This is a genomic window from Cyclobacterium salsum (assembly GCF_010119245.1).
GTDB lineage: Bacteria > Bacteroidota > Bacteroidia > Cytophagales > Cyclobacteriaceae > Cyclobacterium > Cyclobacterium salsum.
Genome location: NZ_WNKG01000021.1, coordinates 13,114 through 28,151, shown reverse-complemented (window position 1 = coordinate 28,151; position 15,038 = coordinate 13,114). Strand labels below are relative to the sequence as shown.

13 protein-coding genes are annotated in these 15,038 nt (G+C 45.8%); 8 read left to right on the top strand and 5 right to left on the bottom strand.

Going from position 1 to position 15,038, the window contains the following annotated elements:
- The first annotated feature begins 121 nt into the window (after positions 1-121).
- The 6 genes from GJS45_RS23075 (at position 122) to GJS45_RS23050 (ending at position 5,120) form a co-directional block, all read left to right on the top strand.
- Positions 122-889 (top strand): TonB family protein, encoded by a 768-nt coding sequence (locus GJS45_RS23075; RefSeq protein ID WP_162344251.1) that lies wholly within the window; start codon positions 122-124, stop codon positions 887-889.
- Between the two features lie 538 nt (positions 890-1,427).
- Complete coding sequence (locus tag GJS45_RS23070; protein ID WP_202928163.1) at positions 1,428-1,886, top strand: PIN domain-containing protein; 459 nt, start codon at positions 1,428-1,430, stop codon at positions 1,884-1,886.
- A complete protein-coding gene (locus GJS45_RS23065; RefSeq protein WP_162344249.1) occupies positions 1,879-2,034 on the top strand; it encodes a hypothetical protein in 156 nt (51 codons plus the stop codon). Before GJS45_RS23070 ends, GJS45_RS23065 begins: the two co-directional genes overlap by 8 nt.
- Before the next feature lie 121 nt (positions 2,035-2,155).
- Positions 2,156-2,344 carry a helix-turn-helix domain-containing protein gene (locus tag GJS45_RS23060; protein WP_235954941.1) on the top strand — a complete coding sequence of 63 codons (189 nt, stop codon included), beginning with the start codon at positions 2,156-2,158 and terminating at the stop codon, positions 2,342-2,344.
- A 233-nt stretch (positions 2,345-2,577) separates the two neighbouring features.
- Positions 2,578-3,294 carry a DJ-1/PfpI family protein gene (locus GJS45_RS23055; protein WP_235954940.1) on the top strand — a complete coding sequence of 239 codons (717 nt, stop codon included), beginning with the start codon at positions 2,578-2,580 and terminating at the stop codon, positions 3,292-3,294.
- A 386-nt stretch (positions 3,295-3,680) separates the two neighbouring features.
- Positions 3,681-5,120, top strand: a complete 1,440-nt coding sequence (locus GJS45_RS23050; protein WP_162344248.1) for an L-serine ammonia-lyase — start codon at positions 3,681-3,683, stop codon at positions 5,118-5,120.
- A 230-nt stretch (positions 5,121-5,350) separates the two neighbouring features.
- Here the strand turns inward: GJS45_RS23050 and GJS45_RS23045 are convergent, their stop codons facing one another.
- Complete coding sequence (locus GJS45_RS23045) at positions 5,351-8,485, bottom strand: DUF5107 domain-containing protein (RefSeq protein WP_162344247.1); 3,135 nt, start codon at positions 8,483-8,485, stop codon at positions 5,351-5,353.
- Between the two features lie 172 nt (positions 8,486-8,657).
- Positions 8,658-9,155 (bottom strand): DUF4168 domain-containing protein, encoded by a 498-nt coding sequence (locus GJS45_RS23040; RefSeq protein WP_162344246.1) that lies wholly within the window; start codon positions 9,153-9,155, stop codon positions 8,658-8,660.
- 108 nt (positions 9,156-9,263) lie between these two features.
- Here GJS45_RS23040 and GJS45_RS23035 point away from each other — a divergent pair, with 108 nt between their 5' ends.
- Positions 9,264-9,611: a Spx/MgsR family RNA polymerase-binding regulatory protein gene (locus tag GJS45_RS23035; RefSeq protein ID WP_162344245.1), complete on the top strand. Its 348-nt coding sequence runs from the start codon at positions 9,264-9,266 to the stop codon at positions 9,609-9,611.
- Between the two features lie 15 nt (positions 9,612-9,626).
- On the opposite strand, the gene GJS45_RS23030 is transcribed toward GJS45_RS23035, so the two are convergent.
- From GJS45_RS23030 to GJS45_RS23020, 3 genes are all read right to left on the bottom strand, one after another.
- Entirely contained in the window at positions 9,627-10,655 is a 1,029-nt protein-coding gene (locus GJS45_RS23030; RefSeq protein ID WP_162344244.1) for a metallophosphoesterase family protein, read from the bottom strand.
- A gap of 17 nt (positions 10,656-10,672) precedes the next feature.
- On the bottom strand, positions 10,673-11,947 hold the full coding sequence (locus tag GJS45_RS23025; RefSeq protein ID WP_235954935.1) for an amidohydrolase/deacetylase family metallohydrolase: 1,275 nt from the start codon (positions 11,945-11,947) through the stop codon (positions 10,673-10,675).
- Between the two features lie 191 nt (positions 11,948-12,138).
- Positions 12,139-13,311: a 2-isopropylmalate synthase gene (locus GJS45_RS23020; protein WP_162344243.1), complete on the bottom strand. Its 1,173-nt coding sequence runs from the start codon at positions 13,309-13,311 to the stop codon at positions 12,139-12,141.
- Between the two features lie 143 nt (positions 13,312-13,454).
- Here GJS45_RS23020 and GJS45_RS23015 point away from each other — a divergent pair, with 143 nt between their 5' ends.
- Entirely contained in the window at positions 13,455-15,014 is a 1,560-nt protein-coding gene (locus GJS45_RS23015) for a hypothetical protein (RefSeq protein WP_202928162.1), read from the top strand.
- The last annotated feature ends 24 nt before the right edge of the window (positions 15,015-15,038 follow it).

Below are 15,038 nucleotides of genomic sequence, written 5' to 3'. Positions count from 1 at the left end.
CCTTTAAGTTACGAATCTTAGCTTATGCTTCACTTTTCAAACATAATACCTCTGTAGCAGGCAAAAGGATAGAAATAAGTTTCTAGTTGGTAATTTGTCAAAATTGTGATAGTTTAGCGCTATGAAGGGTAAATGGACATTTTTCGGATTAGTCGTGGGAATCTGGTATTTGGGGTTCCCCGGCATTGTGGAAGCGCAGGAAAGAAAAATCATCCCCCTGGACGCGCATTTTTTGCCCGTAGCATCCGGCGATGAAGGCCAAAAATACAGCAAAATAGTCACCGTTTCCCCGGAAGGGGAATTGGTGGAAAAAACCTATGACCTTAATTACGCTTTGGTTTCTGCGAAAAAATCAATGTTTGAAGCTTCTGAGCCTCTCGAGCCGTTATGGCAAGAAGAGAAACATTATGCCTCGGATGGCACCTTGAAGTATACGCAGTTCAAGTATCGGAAAAATGATGCCAACTATACCAAAGTACTTGTAGGAGACAAATTGGTGCTCGACCTGGTTTGCGATAGCTCACTAGACTGTGAAGGTTCCTTTGTAGCCCCAGGCGGAGAAGAGGAAGCCGTGGATAGGGATATTTTTAAGCCTGGTTTACCTGACATGAAGGCCTGGCATGAATTCCTGGGCAAGAACCTGTCTTATCCCCAATCTGCCAGAAATAACCGGGCAGAAGGGGAAATCTGGGTTGGTCTGAAAATCGATGAGCGGGGGCAATTGGTTGAAAGCTCCGTGGTAAACCGCGCTTCCTCAGATCCCAGCCTGGTCAAAGAAGTGGAACGGGTACTGGAACGATACGCAGGGGGATTCCTTCCTGCCCGTGATCTTCAAGGCAGTCCCACCACGGCATGGATGTACCTTCCTATTCGCTTTCGACTGGGGTAGGCTTCATTTTTCCCAACCTCAGGAATACCTCCTTGCAGGAACAGCCGCAGGGCTGAAAACTTTTATAAGAGAAATAAGGTAGTCTGTGGTGCATATTTTAGTTCTATTCAAATCACTACAAAGTGAAAATAAGAGGAAATAATATGCCGCGCTGGAAGGGTTCGCAAATTATTATGCGTATACCGAAGATGAAATCGATAGCGGGCTAATTGAAATCCTCAATGGAATACTGTCTGAAACAGACGATCGGTCCATCGCTTCCACCTGCCTGCAGATTCAGATAAATGCCGGGATAATTGACGAAGGAACCGCACTTTGGGAATTGGATGAATGGAAAGCGGATGATGAATCCGATAATTGCGGTGAATAGGGCTTGATTACTTACGCGGATTCCTTAATTTGATCACCGACAGCCGGGAGATGAGTTGTGGACATAGTACATATACACGCAATTGATCTTTTGAAACATGGATTTATACAAATGTTGTGGGGAATGTGAGCTAGTGGCAAAGAATTGTGATTTGTCGTACCTTTGAATATGATCAAATCAGCATATTTAGACACATCGGTTTTTGGCGGATATTTTGATGAAGAATTTTCGGAACCCACTGTGAGTTTCTTTGAAAGAATCATTAGGGATAAAATCGATTTGATTGTATCTGAAGTTCTTACATCTGAACTCGAAAATGCTCCTGAACATGTGAGAGACTTATTAGATCTTATTCCAAACAGTCAAATCCGGTCAATTGACGTTAATCCGGAAGCTGAAAGACTTGCCAAACATTATATTTCGGAAAAAGTAGTTGGGAAAACGAGCTATGCTGACTGTCTCCATATAGCTTTGGCAACTCTGAGCCATGCCGACATTTTAGTAAGCTGGAACTTCCAACATATTGTTAACATTGATAGAATTAGGGGGTATAATTCAGTAAACCTTAAGCTGGGATATAAAATGATTGAAATTCACTCACCTTTAGAACTTGGAACTTATGAGTAGTGTAACAGTAAAAACCGAAAAAGGATTGGTAAAAAAATTAAGAGCAATCCGAGACAAGATGAACGAAGACATGCAAGATATGACCTTTGAAGAAACTAAGGCTTATCTGCGAAAGATGCGGGAAAAAGGAACTCCCCACAACAAATGATAAAATGAATGCGCTTATTTCTTCGCAGTTATTTTTTTTGCTGATTGAATAGTAAGAAGCATTAGACAAATGGTGAGCGCACTCATTTTATCAAACCGAATACGACACTTTCAAACTGGGTGTGCTTATCCAGCAATTCCGTGAAAAAAAAGGCCTGACTCAAGAACAATTGGCACACCTTGCTGGAAGAAATAAGTCCTACATTTCAAAACTAGAGCGAAATCTAAAGGACATACGATTTTCCACTCTTCAGAGAATAATCAATGACGGACTAGGTGGACACCTCACTATTTCGATCAACCTCGATTAAATTAAGTACGAGAGCACAAAAACGGCTAAAAAACATGGGGCCGACTCTGTTAGAGACACATTTCGTACTTTGGTTTAAACAAGTGCCGGGCGAGACAAACTTGGGTCATAAGCTCCATGTTTCATAGCCTTGACCGCTTGCAAGTACCTGGGAATTGTGTTTAATTCCTATCGAACACCCTTTCATCAATTCTTTTCACTAATTTACCAGTCAGAACCACTAACAGATAACGTATGAATGCAAAAAGGAAACCAGGAAGGTTAATGCTGCGGCTACTAATCGCAGTGCTGATTTTAATGGCAAGTGGCGGTTCCTTCGCCCAGGAAAAAAAGACTGAGGACTCAAAAAGCAATACCATGGAAATTGCCTTCTTACTTTTCGACAATTACGAAACACTGGACGTTTTCGGTCCGGTAGAAATTTTTGGAAGGCTTACGGACCTGTATACATTGAAATTCTATTCACTTGGTGGAGGGCTAATTGAGAATAGGCACGGGGTATCAGTCCTGACCGAAAAATTGGACATGGCTTCCGTTAGTCCTTACATGCTACTAATACCAGGTGGCATGGGCACACGCAAAGAGGTAGATAATAAATCGCTTATCGAGCAGATAAAGGGAATAGCTGGTGCGAGCAGCTACGTATTGACAGTCTGTACCGGAAGTGCGCTTCTTGCCAGGTCCGGTCTTTTGGATGGCAGGCAGGCCACTTCGAATAAACGGGCATTTTCCTGGGTGGAATCAATGGGTCCCAATGTGGTTTGGGACAAAAAGGCACGTTGGAAAGTGGATGACAACTATTACACTTCTTCGGGAGTGAGTGCTGGTATGGATATGGCCCTGGGGTTTTTGGCAGACAGGCATGGAATCGAATTCGCCCGAAATGTTGCGTTCGAAATTGAATACAATTGGATTGAAGACAAGGATAACGATAGCTTTATTGCCGAATAACATGTGGTAGGCAAGGACAGCCAACAGGATTGTCGAAATACCAATAAGGCATTTCCCCCATTAGTGCGGTATTTATTAGCGGATTATACAAACCTGGAACAAGTAAAGCCCGTGGGTGAAATCAGCGGAAAAGAGGCCTATTAATTGTATATGGACAGCACGCTAACTGAGCTAAGGAAGGCAGAAAGCTGAATCCTGTACTATGGAACTGCCAAAGGCTTTTTAATTGGACCAAACATGGAAAAATAGGTTGCTATCCCAAGCCAGGAGGTTTTTTTATAGTAGATCCTATACGCTGAGAATTTACTGCGGAATTAAAGGATAATGTTAACCTGTTTTAAATAAAACACCCATATTTGTCTTATTCATTATCAATAGTGCTTTCAATGGAAAAAGCAGCATTTATCAGCATATTCGATATGCTCAAGATTGGAGTGGGGCCTTCCAGTTCGCATACCTTAGGTCCCTGGAGGGCATCGCAAGGGTGGATTGAAGCGTTAAAACAAAACCATATTATTTATAAAATACAAAAGATAGAAATTCATCTATATGGTTCACTTTCGCTTACCGGAAAAGGACATGCTACTGATATCGCTGCCGTTTTAGGGCTTTGTGGCCATGATCCGGTTACCATTAATACTTTAACGATAGATGAAAAAATCGATTTTATTAAAGCAAATTCAGAACTTCATCTGGACAAGGCCATCAGGGTGCCGTTTCATTTCGAAAAGGACATCGTTTTCCATAAGCATTTTTTAGATTTTCATCCCAATGGGATGATGTACAAAGCCATTTTGAATGATAATACCAGTTATGAATCTTATTTTTATTCTATTGGCGGAGGATTTGTGGTAAAAGAAGGACAAGAAGAGGACGGTCAAAAGTTACAGGATTTAAATCCGTTACCCTTTCCCATCCAGTATGCAGCGGAACTTCAACATTATTGCGAAAAAGAAAAAAAAGACATTGCTGAAATTGTTTTAGCAAACGAACGATCCTTAAGGTCAGACCAGCAAATAGATGCGGCATTGAAAGCTGTTTGGAATGTAATGTTAGAGTCCATGTACCTGGGCTGCCATACAGGTGGAACGTTACCCGGTGGATTAAACGTGAGTCGAAGAGCGGCCAATATGAACAAAAAACTCCTGGCCGGAAATGTTGAACATTACCAAAACAAGGAACAATGGCTGGAGACTATCAGATCAACCGAAGTGCAATTCAGGCAAATTCTTCAATGGGTAAGCTGCCTTGCTATTGCCGTTAACGAAGTAAATGCTTCACTAGGCCGGGTTGTAACCGCACCAACCAACGGTAGTTCCGGTACCTTGCCCGCTGTATTGATGTATTATTTATGTATTGAAAACCACCAGGCAGGTTTTGAGGAGATCAAGAAGTTTTTGTTGGTAGCAGGTGAGATTGGATCACTTTTTAAAAAAGGGGCCACTATCTCCGCTGCTATGGGCGGCTGCCAGGCAGAAATTGGCGTTTCATCTGCAATGGCTGCCGGCGCATTGTGCTTTTTGATGGGGGGCAGCACCGCTCAGGTGCTTATGGCAAGCGAAATTGCCATGGAGCATCATCTTGGCCTCACCTGTGATCCTGTTGCTGGATTGGTGCAGGTTCCTTGCATCGAACGCAACGCGATGGGAGCCATTAAGGCCATCAACGCAGCAGAAATTGCCATCGAAAGCGATGCATCAAAAGCTAAAATTTCACTTGACAAAGTCGTACGCACCATGTGGGAAACGGCAAAAGACATGAGTTCCCGTTATAAGGAGACATCCAAAGGAGGGTTGGCTTTACAAGTAATGCATACCGATTGCTAAATTCTCCGTATGTTTATCTTTGAGCTACCAAAAACCACAGAAAGGCTCAAATTGATACATTTACAGAAGAGCGACTTCCCAATAGATGAGTTGATTAATAGATTGCTATTTCTTGAAAATCCGGGAAGTGGAATCCCTCACACATGAAATGGCTTCTAAACCGTAGGAATTTTTGGAGTAGGAGACCCGAGAAGGCAGGAATATTTCCCTCTTAGGATGTACGGTTGACCTCATTTCTTGAAATCCCTACGTATTCCAGCTATCTTTTCCAATAACGCTTCCCGGCGATTGCCGGATTCGGATGCGATCGGTTGGTCGCCACCAGGATACAGCCGGCCAATAAAATTCACCGTTTCTTTATTCCCCTCACTTTTGATTTCTTCCCAGAGCGCAGCAGCTTCCTCGCTTTCACCCAGGGCTTCCAGGGCAAATAACCCCAGCAGTTGCTCGGAGCGATTGCGGGACATGTTTTCAGTAGCAGCTATTACCTGTTGCATGCGCGAGCGGAACAGGTCCTGCTGATTCTGGGCTTGGGCTACCAGTCCCAACAGGTAAACCTGCATGGTTTCGTTGGTGGTGAAAGGCTTACCTACACCCAGGTTTTCGGGCCATTCCAGGGATTTTTCGAGCTTGGCTTGCGCAGGTTTCCAGCGTCTCCCATGCATGTCTTCCAGGGCCGCATTCAGGTATACCGTTTCGAAGAGTGCCCTACCTTCTCCTGCCCCTTCATAGGGCAGCACATTGATTTTGTCGAGTAGGTCCATGGCTTTTTTGTATTGGCCCAGGCTATTCAGTACCCGAATGTAATCCATTTCCAGCACATAGCTCCCCGAAAACGTGCGGGTGGCTTTCTTCAGCAAGGAGAGGGCTTCTTGTTCCTGACCGTTTTCTGCCTGATATCGGGCCAGGTGCTGCCAGTGCCTCCATTGGGAAGGATCCATTTCCCAGGCCTTTTTCAGATCGGCCAGGGGATCTTTCCCTCCCGTTTTTTCAAGCAAAAGGGCTCGGTTTAGGTAGAAAGTCGCTTCATCCGCCTTTTCGTCAATTTCGGTCAATAGTTTTGCGGCTTCTTCGGGTTCGTTAAACGCCATTAGGTTAAGCGCCAGGTAATAATCCAGCTTCCAGTGAGTTCTTTCCTGCCGGGCCCGGTTCAACATTTCCAGGCTTTCCTTTCGATATGGCAGGACAAAGGCAATGGGTTTGGCAAGCAGGGCGTCAAGGCCCGAGTCCTGTTGGTTCTTGTCCAGAAAGGCCGTCCACAGATCTACCAGGGCATGTGCCGGACTCTCTGCCAGTACCTGCAAGGCTTCAGCATTGCGGTTGTATTTTAGATAGGTAGCGGCCAGTTCCAGGTGGGTCTGATAGGGAAATTCATTGTTGATCAGGGAATGAACGGTTTCCAGTGCCGCTGGCTTTGGCTCGTTCAGGTACTGTTCGAACCGGATAAAGTGATTCAGGGGATCGATATCCCAAAGCTTTTCCAGGACGGCTGCGGCAGCCTGTTTTTCTCCCGCTAGTCGGTGTTTGACGGCTAGCACTTGGTAGGCCATGACGTTGTGCACATTAAAATCCAGTGCTTTTTGTGCATAGTCTGACGCCTTGTCCAGGTTGTTTTCAGCCAGATGGATCTCCGCCATGGCCGTATAGGCGGAAGAACGGAATTCCATGGACCGCGAAGCCCAGCCATAGGCTTCCAGCGCATCGACGGGGTGGTCCATCGCCCGGTAAATGCTTCCGGCGACAAAATTGGCCTGGGGGTCAAAGAAGTCAGTGGCCAGGGGCTGAGCAATTTGCTCCAATGCTTCCTCATACCGCCCAAAACGTAAGAGCAGCTCGGCATAATCGATGTTGGCCTGCTGATGCCCGGGCTCCAGCCGGAGGATTTCTTCGTATTTGGCCTGGGCTTCCGGATAGGCTCGACTGTAATAATCCTGCCGGGCGTTGTAATACAAGGCTTCGACGGCTGAAAGCGGTTCCGCTTCGGTTTTATCAAAAGAACGGTTCAGTTTCATCGGATCTTCGGTTGCCCAGGAATACACCTTTTCAGTTCCCAAAACCAGTTCCAGTTTTTGCAGAGGAGCCTCCAGGGCCAATTCTTTGCTAATCACATCCATGGGCTGCCCATTTAGGGGAAGGGTTTGTGCCAGTTTATCGTTGATGTATACCTGCAGGTCTTCTCGAATGGATCCAAACGGGTTGAAGGACAGGGAAAGCGTTTGGTTGGCCTCTTTTATATGGAAAACACCGGCCTGGCTCACGGCGCTGATACCACCGATCTGTTTGACGGGAAACCAATAGTCCGTCCACTGGTCAATGGTATAGGGGGCGAATCCTGCCTTGCTCAAAGGGCTGGGTTGTCGGCTGGAAGGGGAAAACTGGTTGAGCATCCGCCCTGCCTGAAATTCCATGTATTGTCCGTTTTCATCGGTCAGTAGGTCCTCCCAAATCCCTCCGGAGCGGGACAGCGCCCAGAGCCATAATTTTTTACCGGGCATATCGTCGTAACTCGAAAAATGTCCGAAACCATATCCCTGGTCATGAAAATACCCGCCAAAGTGGTTTTGAAAAGAACCCGCCATGTGGTGGGACTTGCTGGAGCCAAAGGCATTGTTGGCATAAAGGCTCACGTCTTTTCCCTCCTGAACGGGCCAATCCATCAGGGCACCACTGTGCTGTAGCGCGATGTGCCCGGGGTAAAAAAACTCCTGATCTTCGCCCACATGGGCTGCTGCGGTCATCCAATTGTAATAGGGCTGCCGCAGGGGTTCGGGGTTGTACCAGATCCCTTCCGTTTCGAAATAGGCTTTGTCTTTGGGTAGATTGATCTTTACCCGCCATTGGGTGCGGGAAGGCAGGTCCATGGCTCCTACCACGCAGGTCAGGCTGCCGTCCTCGTTTTCGTAGGTAATGTAATCCACTGGTGAGGCCGTGGAGGGGGCGTGGCCAATGATGCCAAAATTAAATTCAATCCCCCCCGAGGTCCAGGGGCCGCGCATGGCAATGTTTCGGAATTTGACCACTTCGTTTTCGTAAATGAAATCATTTCCCGTGGATTTTTCGACGGCACCCCAGACCCTGCCGCCAATTTCGGGCATGATGGTTACCTTCAGGTATTCATTCTCAAGGGTAACTTGATTCCATTCTTTAGTTACTGGGTCCACGCTATACCCTTCGAACTTAAAATAGGGGTAGATGTCTTTCTTGTATGCCAACGAGGGCACCGGACTTGGGTCCGAAAAGGGGTAAGTGGTGTAGCGGACGGGTGCTTCGTTGATACGGGCCTCCTGTCCCCAGGAGAGGAACACGGTCAGGAAAGCAGCCGAAGTGAATAGTAGAAATTTAGGGGAAATGGACGATCTAAACATGGCTAAATGTAACAAAAACCTGCCTAAAATTCCTATAGAAAGAAGAGGGGAAGTGAAAACAGCGGTACGAGCGGTAAGCGACTGGTGAAAATGTACGCTGTTGGAGAAAATTTAGCCATGTAGAAAAAAAAGAGGAACGTTTATGTTCCTCTTTTTCTAATCGGTTTAGTTTTTATTCTGGATTTTGTTCCGCCATCAAAGCATCTACTTTCTCCTTAACTTTTGGGCTTTGATTGTACGCAATGGATATCTCCTGAAATTTCTGGATTTCCATACCGTTATCAGTAATGTGCTTCTGGAGTTCCTCCTGACTTTCTTGCTGCACTTTCATAATTTCCTGTCCAGCTTCGTTGAAGGTAGAAATTTCTTCCGGGTCATCGGTGGCATCCATAATATTTCCCTGACGTTGGGCTTGCATCAAAGCCTGAAATCGGGGAACTTCCATTCCCTTTTCCTCCAGGATGCCCACCATTTTTGCTTCTACTTCTGCTTGCATGGGAGCAAGCGTTTGATTGATGGCAACAAATTTTTCATATTCGTCATCTGAAAAATTATCGTTGACCTGTTGTTGTGCGCCTTGAGGAAGTTGTTGCCCCAACGTTCCGAAGGCAAGACAAATGGAAAACAGTATGGAAAAAACCGATACTTTGGATACTTTTGAATAAATCATGATTCAAATTTTTATTATTATTAACTTGTTTCAAGTATTGAAATTGCAATAAATATTCCAAAAACAGGAAATTACCATGTTAATTTACGTTAAATAGAACAAATTGTTATGACTAAAATTTACGGTATTAAGAACTGCAACACCATGAAGAAGACGTTTGCCCTATTTGAAGAGGCGGGCAAACCTTACGAATTTGTGGATTACAAAAAGCAAAAGCCGGATGCCGATTTGCTCGGAAAATTTATTGACGCGTTGGGATTGGAACAGGTGGTTAATAAGCGGGGAACCACATTTCGAAAGTTGGATGAGGTGGCCAAATCTGCCGCCGATAACAAGGCTACTGCCATCCCTTTATTACAGGAAAAGAGCAGTATGATCAAAAGACCCATTCTGGTTTTTGAAGATGGCAGCATGCAGGCCGGGCTGGATGAAAAACGTATCAGTGCAAAATTTTAAATCCGTTTCCTGGTTTTAAGTGAATTTCGGCCGATCCTGGCGGTTCATAGGGTGGAAATTTACTTTCAGGTATCCCCCGGCGGCATTGGGAGGCGTGAGGAATTGGGGGATGCCTTTTACCCAATCCACAGTTTGCCTGTGAATGTGACCTGCTAAAACACCTAACAAATTAGGGCTTTCGAATACTGCCTGATGGAAATCCATGGTGGTTTGGCTATGTCCTTCATTCGGCCATCTTTGCCTCCTTTCCAATTCAAAGTTTCGGTCGTTAGCGGCATTGTAATCGGGATGGCCGCAGCCATACCCCAGGCTTCGGGCTGGTGCATACAAGGGAATGTGCATCATCAGCACCATAGGTAAGCCTTTGCGAACCTGCTCTTCGTAAAACTTCAGTTGCTCAGGTAGAATCTCATAGTAGCTATTATCAATGTTAACCAGGTTGATTCCCTTGACCTCTTCTGCATACATGAAGGGGTTTCTTCCTTTATAAAGTGGTAGAAGTCGCTTCCGGATCCAGGTTTCCCGTAGCTCGTGCAGGCTTCCGTCCATTCCTTCGTAATGCCAGTCATGATTCCCACTCGAATAATAATAGGGGATGTCTAATGCTTCAAGCCTTTCCAGGGCCCATTCGATAGCGGCTTCGGAAGGAAAGCTGAAGAGATCTCCTGTTAGGGTAATTACATCCACCTTTGCTTCTTTAGCTACGGCCAGCGTAGCTTCAAAAGCCTCCTCCGGATTAGTAGTCTCCCCGGTTAGGAAATGCTTGGTTTCATTGTAGGCTCCGGCCATCCGCTTGCTATATTGCCGATAAGGCTTGCCTCGCTCATCGTCTCGCCAAAGGTGCGTATCCGTCACATGCAGGATGGAAACGGACTGATCCAGGTGGGGCACGTGGTAATTGATATTGTAATCATTAATGCCTATGGTAAACGGCTGCGTTTTGAAATCGGCGGTAGGAGGAGAAGCCTGAAGGGTCTCATCGATGCCCAGGGCAATACCCGCAGAAAGTGCCCCTGCTTTTTGAAAGAAGTGTCTCCTTTTCATGGATGTTATTGGTTTGCCTATTCGTTCCAGAGTGGCGCGGTGAGCCCATTCAGGTCCCAAACCACTTTGCCTGCAAGAATGGTGAGTTCATTTTCAATTTTCTGATTACCCATCATTTTTCCTTCACCGGTTTTTTCGGTAAAGCCAAAAGTACCTTCCCGTATATTCAAGATGGCAATGTCCGCTTCTGCGCCAGGGGTTAGGTGCCCCAGGTCGGGACGGTTAATTACTTGCGCCGGAGTCCAGGTGGAGGCGGTGATCACCTCGTTCAGGTCCATGCCCATGTTTAAAAACTTGGACATCACATTGTTCATGTTTTTCATTCCACTCATGATGCTGCTCATGTGGCTGTCTGTGCTGATAACATTGGGTTTAAGTCCCTGTTCCATGGCCGGAATCGCATGTTTGAAGGCAAAACTAGAGCCTCCATGCCCCACGTCATACACGATGCCCCGTTCCTGGGCCGCTATGACAAATGGGCGGAGGTTACCTCCCCTGTCCACAATGGCTTCCCTGCCGAAACCGCCGCCGCCAAAAATATGGGTGTAGATATCACCGGGTCGAAGTTTTTCCATAAATAAGGTTTCCAGGGAAAGAGGAGGGTTGGCTCCTCCGAAATCTACCATCACCGGGATATGGGCCCGCTCTCCGGCTTCTACCAGCCGGTCTATTTGCTCCCATTGGTGCCCGGAGTAATGCGCCACTTTTACGCCAACAATGTGTTCGGGAAATTGTCGGGCTACCAAAGCCGTCATTTTTGGGTCCATGTCGTTGAGGTTTTGCTCGTAGGGCGAGCCTTTCATGCCGTGACCCACGATGTTTAACATGGCCAGAACGCGGGTTCGCACCCGGTCGATCACCTGCTCTTTAAACTGAACAAAATTTCGCCAGCCGGATCCGCCGGTATCCACTACGGTGGTTACTCCAAAGGGAAGGGTAAAGCCATCGGGGTGAATGGAACTATATCCACCGCTATATTGGCCATAAGGGTCCAATCCGTAAAAATTATGCGTGTGAATATCTACCAACCCGGGGCTCACGAAGAGTCCGGAGGCATCGATCACCTTTCCTGCCAGGGAGGATGCGATGTTTTTTTGGACCAACATTACCTTACTGCCAGTGATAGCAATGTCCATAACCTCATTGACATCGTTTTTAGGATCCATTACATGGCCTCCTTTGATGAGTAGGTCGTATTGTTGAGCGGTAGCGGTGAGCGTACAAGCTACCATCAGGAAGGCTGTCAGGTAGTTCTTCAGTCCACCCTTTTTTTTCTTATTCCACATTTGCATGAACGTACGGGTTTAAAATCTGTTGGATAAATTAATGCATAAAAGTGGTGGAAACAAATGTTTTTTTAAGGGTGGAGGAGGCCGTATCTAATTTTAGGAGCGGTATGAGCGCTTTTTTGCCGGTAGCGATTCTCCCAGAAAGGTCCCGAAAAAAAAAGGGGGGAAGCTTCCCCCTTTTAAAAATGTAGTAATCAGGCTTCCTGGTGCTGTTGCACGCCCGCCTCTCCGATAATCGAGTGAATGTCCTCATCCAGAATTTCCTTTTTGATATCCGCATGATCCAGGAATACCTTGTAGACCTTATCCAGCTCAAGTTTGGTAAGTTGATAGCCGATTTTATGAGCACGATAGGCCAGGGCAGCCCTTCCGGAGCGGGCAGTCAGGACGATCATGGATTCGGTCACACCCACTTCCAGGGGATCGATGATTTCGTAGGTTTCGCGATTTTTGATAACACCATCCTGGTGAATTCCAGAGGAATGGGCAAAGGCATTAATGCCCACGATGGCTTTGTTGGGCTGTACCAGCATACCCATTCTTTCGGCGACCAAACGGCTGATGGGGTTCAATAATTTGGATTGGATCTGGTTGTGCACGTTTAGCCGGGGATGCTGTTTCATGATCATAGCCACTTCTTCTAGTGAGGTGTTGCCAGCTCTTTCTCCGATGCCATTGATGGTGCATTCTATTTGCCGGGCACCATTCATGACGGCGGCAATGGAATTGGCGGTGGCCAGTCCCAGATCATTGTGGCAATGGGCGGAGATCACCACGTTTTCGATGCCCCTTACATTGTCTACCAGGTATTTTATTTTTGCGCCGTACTCGTCTGGCAGGCAGTAGCCGGTGGTATCGGGGATGTTCAATACCGTAGCGCCAGCTTTAATCACCGCTTCACATACTCTCGCCAGGTATTCATTATCTGTCCGTCCAGCATCTTCCGCATAAAATTCCACATCTTCCACAAATGTTTTGGCATAGGCTACCGCTTCAGCGCCCCACTCCAGGATTCGCTCCCGGTTGCTTTTAAACTTGTATTTGATATGCGAATCGGAGGTACCGATTCCAGTATGGATGCGGGGTCTCTTGGCATATCTTAGTGCTTCTGCGGCGGTTTCAATGTCTTTTTTCACGCCTCGGGAAAGGCCGCAAACGATGGGTTCGGTCACATGTTTCGATATTTCTACTACCGACTTAAAATCTCCAGGACTGGAGATCGGAAATCCTGCCTCGATCACATCTACCCCAAGGGCTTCTAGTTGACGGGCAATTTCGATCTTTTGAGGTGTGTTTAATTTGCAACCCGGGACCTGCTCTCCGTCTCTAAGGGTGGTGTCAAAGATCATTACGTGATTCTCATCCATGTCTGTGTTGGTTTTTTTATGGAAATCCAATGTAAAACCTTCGTCTTGCTCCCAAAATTCAATTAACTTTAGATGTCCGATATCAGATAAAGTATTGGGTTGTATAAATAAAAGGAAATCAGTGTGTTATAATTTATTTTTATATGATATCCAATTTTAAAAAAGATTCGCTGTTTGATTTAATTTCCAGCCTGTCTCCCTCGGAAAAGCGGAATTTCAAGCTTTTTACAAAAAGGTTGTCCTCTAACCAGGATGCAAAATTTCTTAGGCTATTTGAGACCATGGAAAAGATGGGAAATTACGACGAAAGGCAGTTGTTGGAAAAAGTACCTGTGTCTAAAAAGCAATTGCCAAACATGAAAGCGCATTTGTACAAGCAGCTGTTGACTTCGCTAAGGCTATTGTATGCAGACCGAAACGTAGAGCTTCAGCTTAATGAGCAGATTGATTTTGGGCGGATATTGTTTAACAAGGGGCTTTACATGCAGAGCCTGAAAGTATTGGACAGAGCGAAGCAAATGGCAGCACAATACGGGCTGGATACGGTGATGCTGCGAGTGGTAGAGATGGAGAAGGTGATCGAATCGCAGCACATTACCCGGAGTATCCGAAATAGGGCTGAAATACTCAGTGAAGAATCCTCCCGCCTATCCTGGAAAGTAGATCTGAAAAATCGTTTTTCCAGTCTTTCGCTTCAGTTATATGGTATTTACCTCAAGACAGGTTATATCAAGGACCAGGAAGGGAGGCGGATGTTAGAGAATTTCTACAAGCGCAACATGCCAGCTTATGAGCTGTCTTCCTTGGGGTTTTATGAGAAAATGTACCTGTACCAGGCACAGGTTTGGTATTTTCATATTATCCAGGACTTCCCCTTATGTTACCGCGCAGCCCAACATTGGGTGGATCTATTTCATGCCTCGCCTCATATGGTCAAAGTGGCCACGGGGAATTACCTGAAAGCCTACCATTACCTGCTTGACACGCTTTTTTACTTGGGATACTACGACCGCTTTACAAAGGTGCTGGAAGAATTTCGCAATAGCCTGGAAAGCAATGATTTTATGATGGATGACAACAGCAGAATACTTGCATTCCTATACCTTTATTCCAATCTGGTCAATATTCATTTTCTAAAAGGAGAATTCACAAAGGGGGTGGAGAATCTGCTGCCAGCATTGTTGAGGGATATAAAACCTATCCGAAACAAATTAGACATTCACCACCTGATGGTACTGCATTATAAAGTGGCCTGTTTGTATTTTGGAAATGGAGACAATGAAAAGGCTATTTTTTACCTGGATCAGGTGATCCAAAACAACCAGGATGGCTTGAGGGAAGATTTGCAGTGCTTTGCCCATATTTTGAAATTAATCGCCAGTTATGAGGCGGGCCGGGACGAAAAGCTGGACATCCAGATTCGGAATGTATATCGTTTTTTGATCAAGATGGATGATTTACATCAGGTCCAGAAGGAAATGGTGCGCTTTGTTCGAAATCTAAGCAGAATTTATGACTATGAACTAAAAAATGCTTTCGTCGACCTGCTGGATAAGCTGAAAGTATTTGAAAATCATCCTTATGAAAGGCGGGCATTTTTATACCTGGATATCATTTCCTGGCTGGAAAGCAAAATTGAAAACAGACCAGTACAAGAGGTGATCAGGAAAAAGTTCCTGGAAAAAACCAAAAGCGAAAAATAGAAGGAATGAAACAAAACTGCCCTG

What these genes read in the sequence shown, in the direction of transcription:
- GJS45_RS23075 (WP_162344251.1), top strand. Translation starts at nt 122, where the DNA reads ATGAAGGGTAAATGGACATTTTTCGGATTAGTCGTGGGAATCTGGTAT.
- GJS45_RS23015 (WP_202928162.1), top strand. Translation starts at nt 13,455, where the DNA reads ATGATATCCAATTTTAAAAAAGATTCGCTGTTTGATTTAATTTCCAGC.
- GJS45_RS23065 (WP_162344249.1), top strand. Translation starts at nt 1,879, where the DNA reads ATGAGTAGTGTAACAGTAAAAACCGAAAAAGGATTGGTAAAAAAATTA.
- GJS45_RS23050 (WP_162344248.1), top strand. Translation starts at nt 3,681, where the DNA reads ATGGAAAAAGCAGCATTTATCAGCATATTCGATATGCTCAAGATTGGA.
- GJS45_RS23070 (WP_202928163.1), top strand. Translation starts at nt 1,428, where the DNA reads ATGATCAAATCAGCATATTTAGACACATCGGTTTTTGGCGGATATTTT.
- GJS45_RS23045 (WP_162344247.1), bottom strand. Translation starts at nt 8,485, where the DNA reads ATGTTTAGATCGTCCATTTCCCCTAAATTTCTACTATTCACTTCGGCT.
- GJS45_RS23025 (WP_235954935.1), bottom strand. Translation starts at nt 11,947, where the DNA reads ATGCAAATGTGGAATAAGAAAAAAAAGGGTGGACTGAAGAACTACCTG.
- GJS45_RS23030 (WP_162344244.1), bottom strand. Translation starts at nt 10,655, where the DNA reads ATGAAAAGGAGACACTTCTTTCAAAAAGCAGGGGCACTTTCTGCGGGT.
- GJS45_RS23035 (WP_162344245.1), top strand. Translation starts at nt 9,264, where the DNA reads ATGACTAAAATTTACGGTATTAAGAACTGCAACACCATGAAGAAGACG.
- GJS45_RS23040 (WP_162344246.1), bottom strand. Translation starts at nt 9,155, where the DNA reads ATGATTTATTCAAAAGTATCCAAAGTATCGGTTTTTTCCATACTGTTT.
- GJS45_RS23020 (WP_162344243.1), bottom strand. Translation starts at nt 13,311, where the DNA reads ATGGATGAGAATCACGTAATGATCTTTGACACCACCCTTAGAGACGGA.
- GJS45_RS23055 (WP_235954940.1), top strand. Translation starts at nt 2,578, where the DNA reads ATGAATGCAAAAAGGAAACCAGGAAGGTTAATGCTGCGGCTACTAATC.